The sequence below is a fragment of the Roseospira goensis genome, from assembly GCF_014197795.1.
Lineage (GTDB): Bacteria > Pseudomonadota > Alphaproteobacteria > Rhodospirillales > Rhodospirillaceae > Rhodospira > Rhodospira goensis.
On sequence record NZ_JACIGI010000038.1, the window covers coordinates 1 to 16,411 of the forward strand.

Annotated in this window: 15 protein-coding genes; 12 read left to right on the forward strand and 3 right to left on the reverse strand. The window is 70.7% G+C overall.

The genetic code is table 11. The features are described from left to right. The first annotated feature begins 260 nt into the window (after positions 1–260). From rplU to proB, 4 genes are all read left to right on the forward strand, one after another. A complete protein-coding gene (rplU, locus tag GGD88_RS15875; RefSeq protein WP_184437235.1) occupies positions 261–560 on the forward strand; it encodes a 50S ribosomal protein L21 in 300 nt (99 codons plus the stop codon). 80 nt (positions 561–640) lie between these two features. Further along, entirely contained in the window at positions 641–919 is a 279-nt protein-coding gene (gene rpmA / locus GGD88_RS15880) for a 50S ribosomal protein L27 (protein ID WP_184437237.1), read from the forward strand. Between the two features lie 231 nt (positions 920–1,150). Further along, a complete protein-coding gene (gene obgE / locus GGD88_RS15885; RefSeq protein ID WP_184437239.1) occupies positions 1,151–2,227 on the forward strand; it encodes a GTPase ObgE in 1,077 nt (358 codons plus the stop codon). Further along, positions 2,224–3,423, forward strand: coding sequence for a glutamate 5-kinase (gene proB, locus GGD88_RS15890; RefSeq protein ID WP_184437241.1), 1,200 nt, complete (start codon positions 2,224–2,226; stop codon positions 3,421–3,423). Before obgE ends, proB begins: the two co-directional genes overlap by 4 nt. A gap of 24 nt (positions 3,424–3,447) precedes the next feature. Here proB and GGD88_RS15895 read toward each other — a convergent pair whose 3' ends face one another. Then, a complete protein-coding gene (locus GGD88_RS15895) occupies positions 3,448–4,197 on the reverse strand; it encodes an N-acetylmuramoyl-L-alanine amidase (protein WP_184437243.1) in 750 nt (249 codons plus the stop codon). Positions 4,198–4,751: 554 nt separating this feature from the next. On the opposite strand from GGD88_RS15895, the gene GGD88_RS15900 reads away from it, so the two are divergent. The 6 genes from GGD88_RS15900 to GGD88_RS15925 all read left to right on the forward strand — a co-directional run bounded on the left by GGD88_RS15900 (position 4,752) and on the right by GGD88_RS15925 (position 11,759). After that, positions 4,752–5,843, forward strand: a complete 1,092-nt coding sequence (locus tag GGD88_RS15900; RefSeq protein ID WP_184437245.1) for an ABC transporter ATP-binding protein — start codon at positions 4,752–4,754, stop codon at positions 5,841–5,843. 123 nt (positions 5,844–5,966) lie between these two features. Beyond that, entirely contained in the window at positions 5,967–7,076 is a 1,110-nt protein-coding gene (locus GGD88_RS15905; protein WP_184437247.1) for an ABC transporter substrate-binding protein, read from the forward strand. A 163-nt stretch (positions 7,077–7,239) separates the two neighbouring features. Then, complete coding sequence (locus GGD88_RS15910; RefSeq protein WP_184437249.1) at positions 7,240–8,373, forward strand: ABC transporter substrate-binding protein; 1,134 nt, start codon at positions 7,240–7,242, stop codon at positions 8,371–8,373. 184 nt (positions 8,374–8,557) lie between these two features. Further along, positions 8,558–9,844 (forward strand): ABC transporter permease, encoded by a 1,287-nt coding sequence (locus tag GGD88_RS15915; protein WP_184437251.1) that lies wholly within the window; start codon positions 8,558–8,560, stop codon positions 9,842–9,844. 17 nt (positions 9,845–9,861) lie between these two features. Then, complete coding sequence (locus GGD88_RS15920) at positions 9,862–10,716, forward strand: ABC transporter permease (protein ID WP_184437253.1); 855 nt, start codon at positions 9,862–9,864, stop codon at positions 10,714–10,716. Beyond that, complete coding sequence (locus GGD88_RS15925) at positions 10,713–11,759, forward strand: C45 family autoproteolytic acyltransferase/hydrolase (RefSeq protein WP_184437255.1); 1,047 nt, start codon at positions 10,713–10,715, stop codon at positions 11,757–11,759. Before GGD88_RS15920 ends, GGD88_RS15925 begins: the two co-directional genes overlap by 4 nt. 6 nt (positions 11,760–11,765) lie before the next feature. Here GGD88_RS15925 and GGD88_RS15930 read toward each other — a convergent pair whose 3' ends face one another. After that, positions 11,766–12,488, reverse strand: coding sequence for a gamma-glutamyl-gamma-aminobutyrate hydrolase family protein (locus GGD88_RS15930; protein ID WP_184437257.1), 723 nt, complete (start codon positions 12,486–12,488; stop codon positions 11,766–11,768). A gap of 245 nt (positions 12,489–12,733) precedes the next feature. On the opposite strand from GGD88_RS15930, the gene GGD88_RS15935 reads away from it, so the two are divergent. Next, entirely contained in the window at positions 12,734–13,618 is an 885-nt protein-coding gene (locus GGD88_RS15935) for an S-methyl-5'-thioadenosine phosphorylase (RefSeq protein WP_184437259.1), read from the forward strand. A gap of 25 nt (positions 13,619–13,643) precedes the next feature. Beyond that, positions 13,644–14,753 (forward strand): S-methyl-5-thioribose-1-phosphate isomerase, encoded by a 1,110-nt coding sequence (gene mtnA, locus GGD88_RS15940; protein ID WP_184437261.1) that lies wholly within the window; start codon positions 13,644–13,646, stop codon positions 14,751–14,753. Between the two features lie 198 nt (positions 14,754–14,951). Here mtnA and nhaA read toward each other — a convergent pair whose 3' ends face one another. Further along, positions 14,952–16,169, reverse strand: coding sequence for a Na+/H+ antiporter NhaA (nhaA, locus tag GGD88_RS15945; protein ID WP_184437264.1), 1,218 nt, complete (start codon positions 16,167–16,169; stop codon positions 14,952–14,954). Between the last annotated feature and the right edge of the window lie 242 nt (positions 16,170–16,411).

Here is a 16,411-nt window from a genome sequence, read left to right on the forward strand (position 1 = left end):
GGCCTCCCTGGCAGTCTGTGTCGTGTCGCAACTACCAGTGTGTCAGACCGTCCCGTTGTCCGCCCCTCCCCGATTTTCCGTCATGAACCTTTTTTCGGCGCCCGCCCGCGGTCCCGTTCATAACGGCAACAGACAGGCCGCTGCGACATGACCCTTGACTCCGCCCGCGGTCCGCGTATGGTGTCGCGCTCCCGAGGCCGCCCCGTCCAGGTGCGGCCCGGCTTTGCTCTGTCTTCCTTCCTGTCCGTGCGAGTGACACCATGTTCGCAGTAATCAAGACCGGCGGCAAACAGTACCGGGTCGCCAAGGACGATGTGCTCGACATCGAGAAGCTGGAGGCCGACGAAGGCGCCAGCATCACCTTCGACGAGGTGCTGATGGTCGGCGACACGGTGGGCACGCCGACGGTCGCGGGTGCCTCGGTCTCCGCCACGGTGGAACGCACCTTCAAGGACAAGAAGGTGATCGTGTTCAAGAAGCAGCGGCGCCAGAACCACCGCCGCAAGAACGGTCACCGCCAGACCCTGACGCGCGTGCGCATCACCGACATCGCCGGGTGAGGCCGCCGTCCGCCACCCCCGGGCGCGCCGCCGCGCCGCCGGGATCCTGGGCACCGTTCGCGTAATCCGGAGAGAGCACCATGGCTCACAAGAAGGCAGGCGGTTCGTCGCGCAACGGGCGCGATTCGGAAGGCCGCCGTCTCGGTATCAAGAAGTACGGCGACGAGATCGTCGTGGCCGGTAACATCATCGCGCGCCAGCGCGGCACCAAGTGGCACCCGGGCGACAACGTCGGCATGGGCAAGGACCACACGCTGTTCGCGCTCGTGGACGGCCGGGTGAAGTTCCGCAGCGGCTTCAAGCGCCGCACCTTCGTGTCGGTGGAGCCGCACCCGCCGGTCGCCGAGGCGGCGGAGTAGCCTCCCGAGACACCGCCGCCGGCCGTCGCGCCGCTTCCCTGGGGCGGCACCGGGCGGCGCGCGCACCGGGCGCGCAAGGGGAATGGGTCGCCATTCCCCTTTTTTGCGTGGCCGGTTTTTTGCGTGGCCGGAGGGCGCCCTGCCGACGCCGGTCGTTTTCCGGGGCTTTCTCCGGGGCCTCCCTGGAGCCCCGCATGCGCCGGGCCACGGATTCACGCCGGATGAGTCGTCATGAAATTCCTCGATGAGGCCAAGATCTTCGTCAAGAGCGGCGACGGCGGCCCCGGCTGCGTCTCGTTCCGGCGCGAAAAGTACGTCGAGTTCGGCGGCCCCGACGGCGGCGACGGCGGCCGCGGCGGCGACGTCACCGTCACCGCGGTGGACAACCTCAACACCCTGATCGACTTTCGCTACCAGCAGCACTTCAAGGCCAAGCGCGGTCAGCACGGCATGGGCGCCAACCGCTCCGGCAAGGGCGGGGCCTCGATCACCATCAAGGTCCCGGTCGGCACCCAGATCCTCGCCGACGACAAGGAGACCCTGCTGGCCGACCTGACCCACGCCGGGCAGACCATCACCCTGTGCCGCGGCGGCGACGGCGGGCCGGGCAACGCCCGCTTCAAATCCTCCACCAACCAGGCGCCGCGCAAGGCCGGCTCCGGCTGGCCCGGCGAAGAGCGCTGGGTGTGGCTGCGGCTGAAGCTGATCGCCGATATCGGCCTGGTGGGGCTGCCCAACGCCGGCAAGTCCACCTTCCTGGCCACCGTCACCCGGGCGCGGCCGCGCATCGCCGACTATCCGTTCACCACCCTGCATCCCAACCTGGGCGTGGCGACGGTAGACGATCAGGAGGTCATCCTGGCCGACATCCCGGGCCTGATCGAGGGCGCACACGAGGGCGCCGGCCTGGGCACGCGCTTCCTGGGGCACGTCGAGCGCTGCGCGGTGCTGCTGCACCTGGTGGACGGCACCGAAACCGACGGCGTGGCCGTGGCCGACGCCTACCGCACGGTCCGAAGCGAGCTGGCGGCCTATGGCGGCGGGCTGGCCGAGACCCCGGAGCTGGTGGCGCTGACCAAGGCCGACGCCCTCACCGACGACATCATTGCGGAGCGCAAGGCGGCCCTGGAGGCGGCCTGCGGTCAGGCGGTAGGGGTGCTGTCCAGCGCCGCCGGCCGCGGCGTGACCGAGGCCCTGCGCGCCCTGCTGCCGGCCGTGCTGGCGCGGCGCGCCGCCGCGCGCGCGGCCATGGCGGAGGCGGACCCCGCCGACCTGGAAGAAGACGGCCCCGCCGGGTGGACGCCATGAGCAGCGACGCCGCGCCCGCCGCCGCGGCGTCCCAGCCCCTCGCCGGGGTCGCCGCCGCCGGACGCATCCGCGCGGCGCGGCGGCTGGTGGTCAAGATCGGCTCCGCCCTCTTGGTCGACGACCGCACCGGCAAGACCCACCGCACCTGGCTGGACGCGCTGACCGACGAGGTTGCCTTGCTGCGCCGGCGCGGCCAGGAGGTGATCCTGGTCTCCTCCGGCGCGGTCGCCGTCGGCCGGCGCATCCTCGGGCTGAGTGGCCATGATGGCGGCGCGCTGCGGCTGGAAGAGAAACAGGCCGCCGCCGCCACCGGCCAGATCCGGCTCGCGCACGCCTGGCAGGAGGCGCTCGCCCATCACGACATCCCGGTGGCCCAGATCCTGCTGACCCTGGACGACAGCGAGAACCGGCGGCGCTACCTGAACGCCCGCAAGACGCTGGACCAGCTCCTGGCGCTGGGCGTGGTGCCGGTGGTCAACGAGAACGACACCGTCACCACCCAGGAGATCCGCTTCGGCGACAACGACCGCCTGGCGGCCCGGGTGGCGGCCATGGTCTCGGCCGATGCGCTGGTGCTGCTGTCCGACATCGACGGCCTGTACACCGCCGATCCGCGCCAGGACGCGACCGCGCGGCGCCTGGACGAGGTGCGCGAGCTGAGCCCGGAGATCGAGGCCATGGCCGGCACCGCCGGGTCGACGATGGGCACCGGCGGCATGGTCACCAAGCTGATCGCGGCCCGCATCGCCATGGATGCCGGCTGCGCCATGGCGATCGCGCCGGGCAAGGGGCTGGGGCCGCTGGGCGCGCTGGAGGCCGGCGGCCCCTGCACCTGGTTCCTGCCGGCGCAGGAGCCGCGCGCGGCGCGCAAGCGCTGGATCGCCGGGGCGCTCAAGCCCGAGGGCCGGCTGGTGCTGGACGCCGGCGCGGTGCGGGCGCTGCTGGCCGGCAAGAGCCTGCTGCCGGCCGGGGTGACGGGCGTGGACGGCGCGTTCCAGAAGGGCGCGCCGGTGCGCATCGTGGACGGCTCGGGGCGCGCCCTGGGGGTCGGCCTGTGCAACTACCCCGCCGACGAGGCGCGCCAGCTTGTGGGCCGCCGCAGCGGCGACATCGCGGCCGTGCTCGGCTATCGCGGCCCGGACGAACTGGTGCACCGCGACGATCTGGCGCTGACGGCGGCGGGCGAGACCGCCTGACGGCCCGCCCGCCCGCCGCGCCGGTCATGGCGCCAGCAACTCGGGGCAGGCGGCCAGCAGGCCGCGCACGATGCCGTCGATCACCAGGTCCTGACGGAACGGGTCCTGGGCCTCCAGTTCCTCCTCCGGGTGGACGATGACGCCGGCCTCGATCAGCACCGCCGGCATCGGCGCCGCCTTCAGCACCACCAGATCGGCGAAGTCGTGGATCCCCAGCGCCTCGTCCAGCAGCGGCCGGTTCTCGCCCGCGATCGGTTCGGCATGGTGCAGCGTCGGGGTCAGGCCCCAGTCCGTCAGGGCCTGGCCGATGGCGCGGGCCAGCACGGTGCTGCGCGCGGCGTAGAGGTTCTTCGACGACACGAACAGGGCATGGCCGCGGGCGTGGCGGCTGTAGCGCGCCGGCCGGCCGTCGAGGGTGCCGGTCTCCAGGAACTGCGGCTGCACCGAATCGTGATGGATCGACAGCAGCGCGTGGGCGCCGCGCGCGCCGGCGATCCGGGGCCGGTCCCACAGGCCCGGCGCCCCGCCGTCCGCGGTGGTGACCAGGAACGCCCCGGTGATCCCGGCGGCGTGCATCTGGTCGCGCAGCCGCAGCGTCAGGTCGCGGTTGAAGGCGTACTCGGGACGGCCGCGGGCGCTGGTGGCCCCCGGGCTGTCCGGACCATGGCCGATGTCCAGCGCCACCACCAGACGGTCGCGCGGGCAGGCCGCCTCCGCCGACTCGGCCGCCGTCAGGATCATCCCGGCCGCGATCGCCCCGATCAGCCCGCGCACGGCCGCCCGGATCGGCCCCCCCGGCCCGCGCCGGCACGGTCCCGCCATTCGAAGGACGCCGGTCCGCCGGTCGGACCCCGGCACATGCATGAATGTTAGGCGATCCATAACAACACCTTGGGCAGACCGCTCACCGCGTGGGCAGCGGCGGACACAGGCAAGTCGATGGTGCGGAAGCCGTTTTCAGAGGATTAGGTGAAAATGCAGCACGGCCGCCGCGAACATTTCGCATGACATTGACCGGCCCACAGGTCCCCGCGACAATCTCTTGCAGTGAAGGAATACTCATTTCGGCCCCTCCCTCTCTACTGGCCCAAGCGACGCCTCCCCGTCCCCTGTCTCTCTATTTGAAAGCCCCGCATTGGACCGTTGTTTTTTTTGAACGGCATGCTACCGTCCTCCGTCAACAAAGCGACCCTGGGGTTCGGCACCTGACGCCGCGCCACCGGAGTCGCGTCACAGGGTGGTTGCATAGGGTGGTTGGACAGGGTGTTGGACCGCCGGGCCGGCGCCCGGGTTCGGACCCGTCTCACTGGGAGCAGGGCGAGGCACGCATGGTGGAGACGAACGACCCGTTCGTACGGTTCGAGGACGTCCAGAAGAGTTACGACGGCGAAACACTGGTCGTAAAGAACCTGTGGCTGGAGATCGCCAAGGGCGAGTTCCTGACCCTGCTGGGTCCGTCCGGGTCCGGCAAGACCACCTGCCTGATGATGCTGGCCGGCTTCGAGAGCCCCACCCACGGCCAGATCCTGCTGGGCCGCCAGTCCATCACCCACGTGCCGCCGCACAAGCGCGGCATCGGCATGGTGTTCCAGAACTACGCCCTGTTCCCGCACATGAGCGTGGCCGAGAACGTGGGCTACCCCCTCAAGGTGCGCGGCGTCGGCAAGGCCGACATGCAGGCCCGGGTCCAGCGCGCGCTGGACATGGTGGAACTGGGCCATCTGGGCGGCCGCCGGCCGGCGCAACTCTCCGGCGGTCAGCAGCAGCGGGTGGCGCTGGCCCGCGCGCTGGTGTTCGAACCGGCCCTGGTGCTGCTGGACGAACCGCTGGGGGCGCTCGACAAGAACCTGCGCGAGCAGATGCAATACGAACTGAAGCATATCCACGCGAACCTGGGCGTGACCATGGTCTACGTCACCCACGACCAGACCGAGGCCCTGACCATGTCGGACCGCATCGCGGTGTTCGACGATGGCATCATCCAGCAGCTCGACGAGCCCGCCACCCTGTACGAGGCCCCGGGCAACGCCTTCGTGGCCCAGTTCATCGGCGAGAACAACAAGCTGCTGGGCCGGGTCGAGGCCGTCGACGGCCCCGAGTGCGCCGTGCGCGCCGACAGCGGCGACATGATCCGGGCGACCAACGTCCGCACCACCGGCCAGGGCGGGCGCACCCTGATGTCGCTGCGCCCGGAGCGGGTGTCGATCAACCCCGACCCCGCGCAGGTGCCGAACGTGTTCGACGCCGAGGTGCTGGAGGTCATCTACGTCGGCGACCACATCCGCTCGCGCATGCGGGTGTGCGGGCACGACGACTTCATCGTCAAGGTGCCGAACTGGTCCGGACACGTCCACCTGCGGCCGGGCGAGCGGCTCCAGGTGGGCTGGTACGCCGAGGACTGCCGGGCGCTCGACGCCTGATCCTGGCCGGCCTTGATCCCGACGAATCAGGATCAAGGCCTTACGCGGCTTCGCCGCGCCGCGGCGCCGACGGGGCGCCGACGCGGCAAAGCCCATCAGAAGCACAAACCGGGAGGTACCCCCATGACGCATCCGACGAATCCGCGGGTCCGCCTAACCCTGGCCGCGGCCTGCGCGCTGGCGGTGGCCGGCACCGCCGGCGGCGCGCTGGCGGCCGAGGCCCTGAACGTCGTCTCCTGGGGCGGCGCCTACACCAAGAGCCAGGTCGAAGCCTACCACAAACCCTGGATCGAAGAGACCGGAAACGAGCTCAACTCCATCGACTACGACGGCAACGTCGCCCCGGTGAAGGCCCAGGTCGAATCCGGCAACGTGGCCTGGGACGTGGTGGACGTCGAACTGTCCGACGCCGTGCGGCTGTGCGACGAGGGCCTGCTGGAGGTGCTGCCGCTCGACGAACTGCCGCCGGCGCCCGACGGCACCCCGGCCGAGGACGACTTCATCCAGGGGTCCCTGATGGACTGCGGCGTCGGCAACATCGTCTGGTCCACCACCGTCGCCTATGACAAGAGTCAGTTCGCGGACGACGCGCAGCCATCGACCATCGCCGCCTTCTTCGACACCGAGACCTATCCCGGCAAGCGCGGGCTGGCCAAGACCGCCAAGGCCAATCTGGAGTTCGCCCTGATGGCCGACGGCGTGCCGGCGGCCGAGGTCTACGAGGTATTGTCCACCCCCGAGGGCGTGGACCGGGCCTTCGCGATGCTCGACAAGATCAAGGACGACGTCGTGTGGTGGGATGCGGGCGCCCAGCCGCCCCAGATGCTGGCCGACGGCGAGGTCTCCATGACCAGCGCCTACAACGGCCGCATCTTCAACGCCGTGGCGATGGAGGACAAGCCGTTCGAGATCATCTGGGACGGCCAGGTGTTCTACATCGACATGTTCGTCATCCCCAAGGGCGCGCCCAACGCCGAGATGGCCTGGGACTTCATCAAGTTCGCCACCGGCACGCAGCCGCTGGCCGACCAGGCGGCGTGGATCTCCTACGGGCCGGTGCGCCAGTCGTCGGTGCCGCTGATCGGCACCCACGCCGAAGCGGACATCGAGATGGGCCCGCACATGCCGACCGCGCCCGACAACTTCAAGAACGCCGTTCAGGTCGATCACTATTGGTGGGCCGACCACGCCGACGAGATGAACGAGCGGTTCAACGCCTGGCTGGTGCAGTAGAGACGGCCGGCCGGCCGGCAGACCCCGGGGCAGAAGCCCCGGGCCGCGCGGGACGCACGACGCGCCGCGCCAGACCCAGAACTCGGCATAACAAAACAATCAAGCGGCGATGGCGGCCCCGCGGCCGCCGTGCCGACAGACAGGAACAGGGAGCACCCAACCGATGCCGTTTTCGACCCCCCATCTCCGTGTCAGCCGTCTCCGTGCCACCCGTCTCCGTGTCACCCTGGCCGCGGCCTGCGCGCTGGCGGTGGCCGGCACCGCCGGCAGCGCGCTGGCGGCCGAAGCCCTGAACGTCGTTTCCTGGGGCGGCGCCTATACCAAGAGTCAGGTCGAGGCCTACCACAAGCCGTGGATGGAGCAGACCGGCAACCAGATCAACTCCATCGACTACGACGGCAACGTGGCCCCGGTGAAGGCGCAGGTCGAGTCCGGCAACGTCACCTGGGACGTGGTGGACGTCGAACTGTCCGACGCCGTGCGCCTGTGCGACGAGGGCCTGCTGGAGCTGATGCCGCTGGACGAACTGCCGCCGGCCCCCGACGGCACCCCGGCCGAGGACGACTTCATCCAGGGCACGCTGCACGACTGCGCGGTGGCCACCATCGTGTGGACCAACATCTACGCCTACGACGAGACCCAGTTCCCGGACAACCCGCCGACCACCATCGCCGACTTCTTCGACGTCGAGAGCTTCCCCGGCAAGCGCGGCATGCGCAAGATCGCCAAGGCCAACCTCGAATTCGCCCTGATGGCCGACGGTGTGCCCCCGGCCGACGTCTATGACGTGCTGTCCACCCCCGAAGGCGTGGACCGGGCCTTCGCCGTCCTCGACAAGATCAAGGACCACGTCGTCTGGTGGGAGGCCGGCGCCCAGCCGCCGCAGATGCTGGCCGACGGCGAGGTGGCCATGACCACCGCCTATAACGGCCGTATCTTCAATGCCATCGCGGTGGAGGACAAGCCGTTCGAGATCGTCTGGGACGGCCAGGTCTGGGACCTGGACCTGTGGGTGATCCCGAAGGATGCGCCCAACAAGGACCTGGCCTGGGAGTTCGTCAAGTTCTCGACCGCCACCGAACAGATCGCCCGGCAGGCCGAATGGATCTCCTACGGCCCGGCGCGCCAGTCGTCGGTGCCGCTGATCGGCAGCCATGCCGAAGCCGGCATCCCGATGGGGCCGCACATGCCGACCGCGCCCGAGAACTTCAAGAACGCGCTCCAGAACGACTTCCTGTGGTGGGCCGACCACGCGGACGAGATGAACGAGCGCTTCAACGCGTGGCTGGTGCAGTAGGCCCCGCCGCCCCCTGACCCCGCCGGACCCGTCATCGCGAGCCCCGATCCCCCGATCGGGGCGACGCGATCCGGGGCGCATCGCCCCGCCCTCATGTGGGCCGCGCCCTCATGTGGATTGCGTCGGCGCCGAGGCGCCGCGCGATGACGCGTCGTGCCTCCCAAGCCCCACGAAGAGCATCGCCATGGCTACGACCCCCGCCGCCCCGCCGGCCGCTCCGCCCGACGACGGCGTGCTGCGCACCAACGACGGGGTGCCGCTCAAGACCACCCTGGCCCGCGTCAACCGCCGTCAGAAGCTGGTGGCGGTGGCCCTGGTGCTGCCGCTGCTGGGGTTCATCCTGGTCACCTTCCTGGCGCCCATCGGCATGATGCTGTTCCGGGCCGTCGACAACCCGGTGCTCCAGGAGCAGATCCCGCGCACCGTGGCGCTGCTGGACGCCGAGTGGGACGGTGCGAGCGTGCCCGACGAGGCCGTCTTCGCCACCCTCGCCGAGGAGATGATCCAGCAGTACGAGGTCCGCGAGATCGCCAAGGTGGGCACCCGCCTGAACTACGAACAGGGCGGTCTGCGCAGCCTGATCACCAAGACCGCGCGCACCATCGCACGCCGGGGCGAGCCGCCGTGGCGGGAGACCTTCATCGCCATCGACGAGCGTTGGGCCGACCCGCAGACCTGGGGCATCATCCAGCAGGCGGCGCCGCGCTACACGCTGTCGTTCTTCCTGGCGGCGCTCGACCTGCGCTACGACTGGCAGGGCGACATCGTCGAACAGCCCGAGCGCGAACAGATCTACGTCTTCATGTTCGGCCGGACGCTGTGGATCAGCGGCCTGGTCACCGGCCTGTGCCTGCTGCTCGGCTTCCCGGTGGCCTATCTGCTGGCGACGCTGCCGATGCGGCAGTCCAATATCCTGATGATCCTGGTGCTGCTGCCGTTCTGGACCTCGCTGCTGGTGCGCACGACCTCGTGGATCGTGCTGCTCCAGACCGAGGGCGTCATCAACGACGTGCTGGTCTGGGTCGGCCTGGTGTCCGACGAGGGCCGCATCCAGATGATCTACAACCAGCTCGGCACCATCATCGCCATGACGCATATTCTGCTGCCGTTCATGGTGCTGCCGATCTATTCGGTGATGCGGACCATTTCGCCCAGCCACATGCGCGCCGCCCGCTCGCTGGGGGCGACGCCGGCGCGGGCGTTCCGCGAGGTCTATGTGCCGCAGACCATGCCGGGGGTGGGCGCGGGCTCGATCCTCGTGTTCATCCTGTCGGTGGGCTACTACATCACGCCGGCCCTGGTGGGCGGACGCACCGGCCAGCTCATCTCCAACTTCATCGCCTACCACATGCAGAAGTCCCTCAACTGGGGACTGGCGGCGGCCCTGGGGACGCTGCTGCTGGTGGGCGTGCTGCTGCTGTACTGGCTGTACAACCGCCTGATCGGCGTCGAGAAGATGAAGTTCGGCTGAGCCGAGGGGGGACGACCATGACCGAACTGCCGCCCTATGCGAGTCCGCTGGAACGGATCTGGTTCTACGCCTTCCGGGTCCTGTGCGGCCTGATCCTGTTCTTCCTCATCATGCCGATCCTGGTGATCGTGCCCCTGTCGTTCAACGCCGAGCCCTATTTCACCTTCACCGAGGGCATGCTGGCGTTTGATCCGGCGGCCTACTCGCTGCGCTGGTACCGCGACATCATCGAGAACGAGCAGTGGATCCACTCGATGAAGAACAGCTTCATCGTGGGCATCTGCGCCACCATCCTGGCCACCACCCTGGGCACCCTGGCCGCGCTCGGGCTCACCCGCACCCACATGCCGGCGCGCAACCTGGTCATGGGGCTGCTGATCTCGCCGATGATCGTGCCGCTGATCATCACCGCGGCGGGCATGTACTTCTTCTATTCCGACATCGGGCTGGCCCAGACCCTGCCCGGCATCATCCTGGCCCACACCGCGCTGGGCACGCCGTTCGTGGTCATCACCGTGACCGCCACCCTGGCCGGGTTCGACACTAACCTGATCCGCGCCTCCGCCAGCCTGGGGGCGCCGCCGACGACCACCTTCTTCAAGGTCACCATGCCGCTGATCCTGCCCGGCATGATCAGTGGCGCCCTGTTCGCCTTCATCACCAGCTTCGACGAGGTGGTGGTGGTCCTGTTCCTGGCCGGATTCGAGGAACGCACCATCCCGCGCCAGATGTGGGCCGGCATCCGCGAGCAGATCAGTCCGACCATCCTGGCCGTCGCCACGCTGCTGATCTGTGTCTCGGTGCTGCTGCTGCTGACCCTGGAGCTGCTGCGCCGACGCGGCGAGCGGCTGCGCGGACTGAGCCCGGGATGACCGTCCGCCCCCGGGTGACCGTCACCGGCGCGGAGCCCACCGTCTTTGCCGCCGGATCGCCGACCGACATCGGTCGTGCCCTGGGCGCGGCCGGCCGCGCCGCCACCCACGCCCGGCTGGTGGACACGCGGGCCTGGCAGGCGGCCGCCGCCTTCGTCGGCTCCGATCGGCTGGCGGCGCTGGAGGCCGCCACCCGCCGCCACCACCCGGCGGTGGCCGCCGAGATCGAGGGTCTGGCCGAGGGGCTGGGGCTGGCGTTCGGTCCGGTGTTCGCCTGGGCCTGCCGCGGCGACCTGCCGGGGGTGCTGTGGCCGGTCGCGCCGGACGCCGGCGCCGACGGCTGCACCACCGTGGCCTGGCGCGACGGTGCCGGCGGCGGCGTGCTGGCCCACAACGAGGACGGCGCCCCGGCACTGCGCGGCGGCGTCGTCCTGGCCCGCGTCGAGCCCGACGACGCGCCGGCCTTCACTGCGTTCTGCTACCCGGGCTCTCCGGCCGGCCATGCCTTCGCCTGGACCGACGCCGGCCTGGTGCAGACCGTCAACAACATCCGCGCCGTTCGCCCGGGCCTGGGGGTGCCGCGCATCGTGCGCTGCCGCGCCGCGCTGGCCGGCCGCACGCTGGCGGAGGCGCGCGCGCTGCTGGAGGCGGGACCCGCCGCCGGCGCCTTCCACCACCTGCTGGCGCGCCCCGGGGAGGGCCTGCTGGGGCTGGAGACGGCCGCCGAGGGCACCGCCGCCGACCCTGGCGGACCCACCGTGCTGCATGCCAACCACGCCCTGTGGGGGGCCCCCGACGACCAGATCGTGACCGCCTCGTCGGCGGCCCGTCAGGCCCGCATCGCGGCGCTGGCGGCCACCACCTGGCCCAGCCCGCCGGCGGAGACCGACCTGGCCCGCACCCTGGACGACCGTGCCGACCCGGCGTTTCCGGTGTTCCGGACCGGCCCCACCGACACCGACGGCGAGGCCACCCTGGGCCGGCTGGTGGCCCGGGTCACGGCCGACTCCCTGGTCTGCTCGGCCACCCTGTTCGGCCCCTGAGGCGGGCTAGCGCCGCGCCGCCGCGACGAAGGCCCGCAGGATGGCGTCGTCGGCCGGGTCGATGGCGTATTCCGGATGCCACTGCACGCCCAGGCAGAAGCGCCGGGTCGGGTCCTCGATCCCCTCGATCACGCCGTCGGCGGCCGTCCAGGCGTTGACGATCACCGGCGCCGGCACCGCCGCGACCGCCTGGTGGTGGGCGCTGTTCACCGCCGCCGTGGCCTGGCCGGTGATGCGGCCGAGCAGGCTGTCCGGCCGCAGGGTGACGACATGGCCCGGCTCGGTGCGCGGGTTGGGCTGCTCGTGGGCCAGGGCGTTGGGCACCGCGTCCGGGATATGCTGGATCAGGGTGCCGCCCAGCGCGACCGCCAGCAGTTGCTGGCCGCCGCAGATGCCGAGCACCGGCATGTCGCGCGCGAGGGCGCCGCGCAGGATCGCCAGTTCGAAGTCGGTGCGGCCGGCCTTCAAGGTCACGCTGTCGTGGCGGGTCTCGGCCCCGAACAGGGCCGGGTCGACGTCGAACGCGCCCCCGGTGATGAGCAGGCCGTCCATCAGGTCCAGGTAGCGCGCCGCCAGCGCGGGCCGGTGGGGCAGGATCAGGGGCACGCCGCCGGCCGCCGCGACGGCGTCGGCGTAGTTCTGGCGCAGCGCGTACCAGGGCAGGGCGGAATAGCCGCCGCCCTCCTCGGCGTCGGCGGTGATGCCGATCAACGGGCCTGTGGGGGACATGGAACCTCCGGTCATGAATGCCTTCGGAGGTACGCCGCCACAGCCGCCTCTGCAAGCCTGCGCATCCCCGGGCCGGCGTGCGCCCGGCGCGACCGCGACGGCATCGCGCCTCCGGACGGTGCCCTCTAACCACCTGATTCCAGGCCCGATTCACTGTCCGAAACGACGCACGCCGCGATTCCATTTTGCCGCGATCGGCTCTAGGATGCGCTCCCATCCTGTCGCCTGCGAGGGAGCATTACGACATGGCGCACCAGAACACCCCGCCGGTCATCGGCGTCATCGGCGGGTCCGGCCTGTATGACATCGACGGTCTCACCAACACCCGCTGGGAAACGGTGGAGACGCCGTTCGGCGCGCCCTCCGACCAGCTGCTGTTCGGGGACCTGGACGGGCAGCCGATGGTGTTCCTGCCGCGCCATGGCCGCGGTCACCGTATCCCGCCGTCGGATCTCAACTTCCGCGCCAACATCGACGCCATGAAACGCGCCGGGGTGACCGAGATCCTGTCGGTGTCCGCCGTCGGCTCGCTCGACGCCGACCTGCCGCCCGGCACCTTCGTGATCGTCGACCAGTTCATCGACCGCACCTTCGCCCGCCAGAAAAGCTTTTTCACCGAAGGGCTGGTGGCGCACGTCTCGATGGCGCACCCGACCTGCGGCCGCCTCGGCGACGCGGTCGAGGCCGCCTGCCGCACCCTGGACATTCCGCACCAGCGCGGCGGCACCTATCTGGTGATGGAGGGACCGCAGTTCTCGACCCGGGCCGAAAGCGAGATGTACCGCGCCTGGGGCTGCGACGTCATCGGCATGACCAACATGCCGGAGGCCAAGCTCGCCCGCGAGGCGGAGATGTGCTACTGCACGGTGGCGATGGTCACCGACTACGATTGCTGGCACCCGGACCACGATCACGTGACCGTCGAGGCCATCGTCAAGGTGCTGATGGACAACGCCGACAAGGGCCGTGCCCTGGTCAAGGCGGTGGCCCCGCGCCTGTCGGGCCGGACCGCGGCCTGCGACAAGGGCTGCCACACGGCGCTGGACACCGCCCTGATCACCCACCCGGACGCCCGCGACCCCGCGCTGATGGCGAAGCTCGACGCCATCGCCGGCCGGGTGCTGGCATAAGGCAGACCACCGAGGAGGCCCCGCCATGAAGGTCAACGGCACGCCCACCCGCACCATCTGGCTGGCCGAGGACGGCCGCACGGTGGAGATCATCGACCAGACCCGGCTGCCGCACCACTACGAGATCGCCCAGCTCGCCACCCTCGATGACGCCTGCCGGGCGATCAAGGACATGCTGGTCCGGGGTGCGCCGCTGATCGGCGCCACCGCCGCCCACGGCCTGGCGCTGGCGATGCGCGAGGACGCCTCGGACGCCGGCCTCGCCGCCGCTTACGACCGGCTGTTCGCCACCCGGCCGACGGCGGTCAACCTGCGCTGGGCGCTGGACGACCTGCGCGGCCGCCTGGCCCCCCTGCCCCCGGAGCAGCGCCCCGGCGCCGCCCTGGCGCGCGCGGTCGCGATCTGCGACGAGGACGTGGCCCTCAACGCGGCCATCGGCGAGGCCGGCCTCGGGGTCTTCCGGGCGTTGTGGGAGCAGAAGGGCAAGCCCGAGCGGTTCAACGTGCTGACCCACTGCAACGCCGGCTGGCTGGCGACGGTGGACTGGGGCACCGCGCTGGCGCCGATCTACAAGGCGCACGACGCCGGCATCCCGGTCCACGTCTGGGTCGACGAGACCCGGCCGCGCAACCAGGGCGCCAGCCTGACGGCCTGGGAACTGAACCAGCACGGCGTGCCGCACACCGTGATCGTCGACAACGCCGGCGGCCACCTGATGCAGCACGGCCAGGTCGACGTCTGCATCGTGGGCACCGACCGCACCACCGCGACCGGCGACGTCTGCAACAAGATCGGCACCTACCTGAAGGCCCTCGCTGCCCGGGACAACGAGGTGCCGTTCTATGTCGCGCTGCCCAGCCCCACCATCGACTGGACCGTCCGGGACGGCGTGGCCGAAATCCCGATCGAGGATCGCGGCGCGGGCGAGGTGTGCCGCCTGTGGGGGCGGCTCGAGTCGGGCGAGACCGCCTGGATCACCGTGACCCCGCAGGGCAGCCCGGCCGCCAACCCGGCCTTCGACGTCACCCCGGCGCGGCTGGTCAGCGGTCTCGTGACCGAGCGCGGGGTGTGTGCCGCCAGCGCCGAGGGCCTCGCCGGTCTGTTCCCGGAGCAGGCCGCCGCGGCGGCGGAGTAGGAGACCACCGGCGCCCCTGCGGGAGCGGGGGCGCGAGACTCGGTTTCTTTCTCGGTCCCACGCTCCGGCGTGGGACCGTGCGCTTGTCCTCCCGGGCGCCCACGCGGGAGCGTGGGCGCGAGACAGGTCCACCCTTCTCGGTCCCACGCTCCTGCGTGGGACCAAGGACCCAGGCGCGCGGCCGGCGAACGCCCGAGTCTACTCCGCCGGTCGGGGATCGGCCGCCGGGGTGGCGCCCACCGCCAGCGCCGGCCGCGCCACCAGCCGCAGCACCAGATAGCCCGCCAGTCCGGACAGCACCGAGCCGCCCAGCACCCCGAGGCGCACGTCGTCGGCGTATTGGGGGTAATGCTCAAAGCCCAGCGTGCCGATAAACAGGCTCATGGTGAAGCCGATGCCCGTGAGCAGCGCCACGCCGTAGATATGCACCCAGGTGACGTCCTCCGGCGGCCGGCACAGCCGCGCCTTCATGCCCAACCAGATGGCGCCCATGACCCCGGCCTGCTTGCCGACGAACAGCCCCAGCGCGATGCCCAGCGGCACCGGGGCCATCAGGTCGGCCAGGGTGAGGCCCTGGAGCGACACGCCGGCGTTGGCGAAGGCGAACACAGGCAGGATGGCGTAGGCCACCCAGGGGTGCAGTCCATGCTCCATGTCCCCGGCCAGATCGCGATAGTCCTTGCCGCGCTCGCCCAATGGAATGGCCAGCGCCAGGGCCACGCCGGCCAGCGTGGCGTGGACGCCGCTCTTCAGCACACAGACCCACAGAATAATGCCGACGATCACGTACGGGGCGGTCTTGCGCACCCCGGCGACGTTCATCAGGATCAGGGCCGCGACACAGACCAGGCCGAGGGTCAGCGCCACCATCGACAGGTCGTCGGTGTAGAACAGGGCGATGATGACGATGGCCCCCAGGTCGTCGATGATCGCCAGCGCGGTCAAAAAGATCTTCAGCGACAGCGGCGCGCGCGAGCCCAGCAGCATCAGGATACCGAGCGCGAAGGCGATGTCGGTGGCCGCCGGGATGGCCCAGCCGCGCAGGGTGACCGCATCGCCCAGATTGAACAGCACGTAGACCAGGGCCGGCGCCGCCATGCCACCGATGGCGGCGATGACCGGCAGCGCCGCCTTGGCCGGCGTGGACAGTTCGCCGCGCATGACCTCGCGCTTGATCTCCAGACCCACGAGCAGGAAGAACACCGCCATCAGGCCGTCGTTGACCCAGTGGATCAGCGCCTTGTCCAGCGTGTACGGCCCGAAGCCGATGATCAGGTGGGTCTCGAAGAACTTGGTGTAGGCCGCCGCGAGCGGCGAGTTGGCGACCGCCAGCGCGAGGATGGCGGCCAGGATCAGGATGATGCCGCCGGCGGCCTCCAGGCGCAGAAAGGCGCGGATCGCGTTCAGAGGGGGCATGAGAGCGGCTCCGTGACGCTGCGTGACGATGCGGGGTCGGGACCGGGGCGGACCGCCACCGCATCCGGCGGCCGCCTCCGTCTTTCGCGCAGCATACCGGATTTGCAGGCGATGGCACGTCGAATCCGGCCAACCGTGGCGGCGACCGGGCCCGGTCCGGCGCGGTCACGGTTTGCGCGCCCCAGAATCTGGCGCATACTGGCGGCGTCCTCCGGATACGGCGGTGCCGCCGCTCCGCAGGA

Excerpts from the sequence above, each read along its gene's own strand:
- rplU (WP_184437235.1), top strand. The coding sequence starts at position 261 with ATGTTCGCAGTAATCAAGACCGGCGGCAAACAGTACCGGGTCGCCAAG.
- rpmA (WP_184437237.1), top strand. The coding sequence starts at position 641 with ATGGCTCACAAGAAGGCAGGCGGTTCGTCGCGCAACGGGCGCGATTCG.
- obgE (WP_184437239.1), top strand. The coding sequence starts at position 1,151 with ATGAAATTCCTCGATGAGGCCAAGATCTTCGTCAAGAGCGGCGACGGC.
- proB (WP_184437241.1), top strand. The coding sequence starts at position 2,224 with ATGAGCAGCGACGCCGCGCCCGCCGCCGCGGCGTCCCAGCCCCTCGCC.
- GGD88_RS15900 (WP_184437245.1), top strand. The coding sequence starts at position 4,752 with ATGGTGGAGACGAACGACCCGTTCGTACGGTTCGAGGACGTCCAGAAG.
- GGD88_RS15905 (WP_184437247.1), top strand. The coding sequence starts at position 5,967 with ATGACGCATCCGACGAATCCGCGGGTCCGCCTAACCCTGGCCGCGGCC.
- GGD88_RS15910 (WP_184437249.1), top strand. The coding sequence starts at position 7,240 with ATGCCGTTTTCGACCCCCCATCTCCGTGTCAGCCGTCTCCGTGCCACC.
- GGD88_RS15915 (WP_184437251.1), top strand. The coding sequence starts at position 8,558 with ATGGCTACGACCCCCGCCGCCCCGCCGGCCGCTCCGCCCGACGACGGC.
- GGD88_RS15920 (WP_184437253.1), top strand. The coding sequence starts at position 9,862 with ATGACCGAACTGCCGCCCTATGCGAGTCCGCTGGAACGGATCTGGTTC.
- GGD88_RS15925 (WP_184437255.1), top strand. The coding sequence starts at position 10,713 with ATGACCGTCCGCCCCCGGGTGACCGTCACCGGCGCGGAGCCCACCGTC.
- GGD88_RS15930 (WP_184437257.1), bottom strand. The coding sequence starts at position 12,488 with ATGTCCCCCACAGGCCCGTTGATCGGCATCACCGCCGACGCCGAGGAG.
- GGD88_RS15935 (WP_184437259.1), top strand. The coding sequence starts at position 12,734 with ATGGCGCACCAGAACACCCCGCCGGTCATCGGCGTCATCGGCGGGTCC.
- mtnA (WP_184437261.1), top strand. The coding sequence starts at position 13,644 with ATGAAGGTCAACGGCACGCCCACCCGCACCATCTGGCTGGCCGAGGAC.
- nhaA (WP_184437264.1), bottom strand. The coding sequence starts at position 16,169 with ATGCCCCCTCTGAACGCGATCCGCGCCTTTCTGCGCCTGGAGGCCGCC.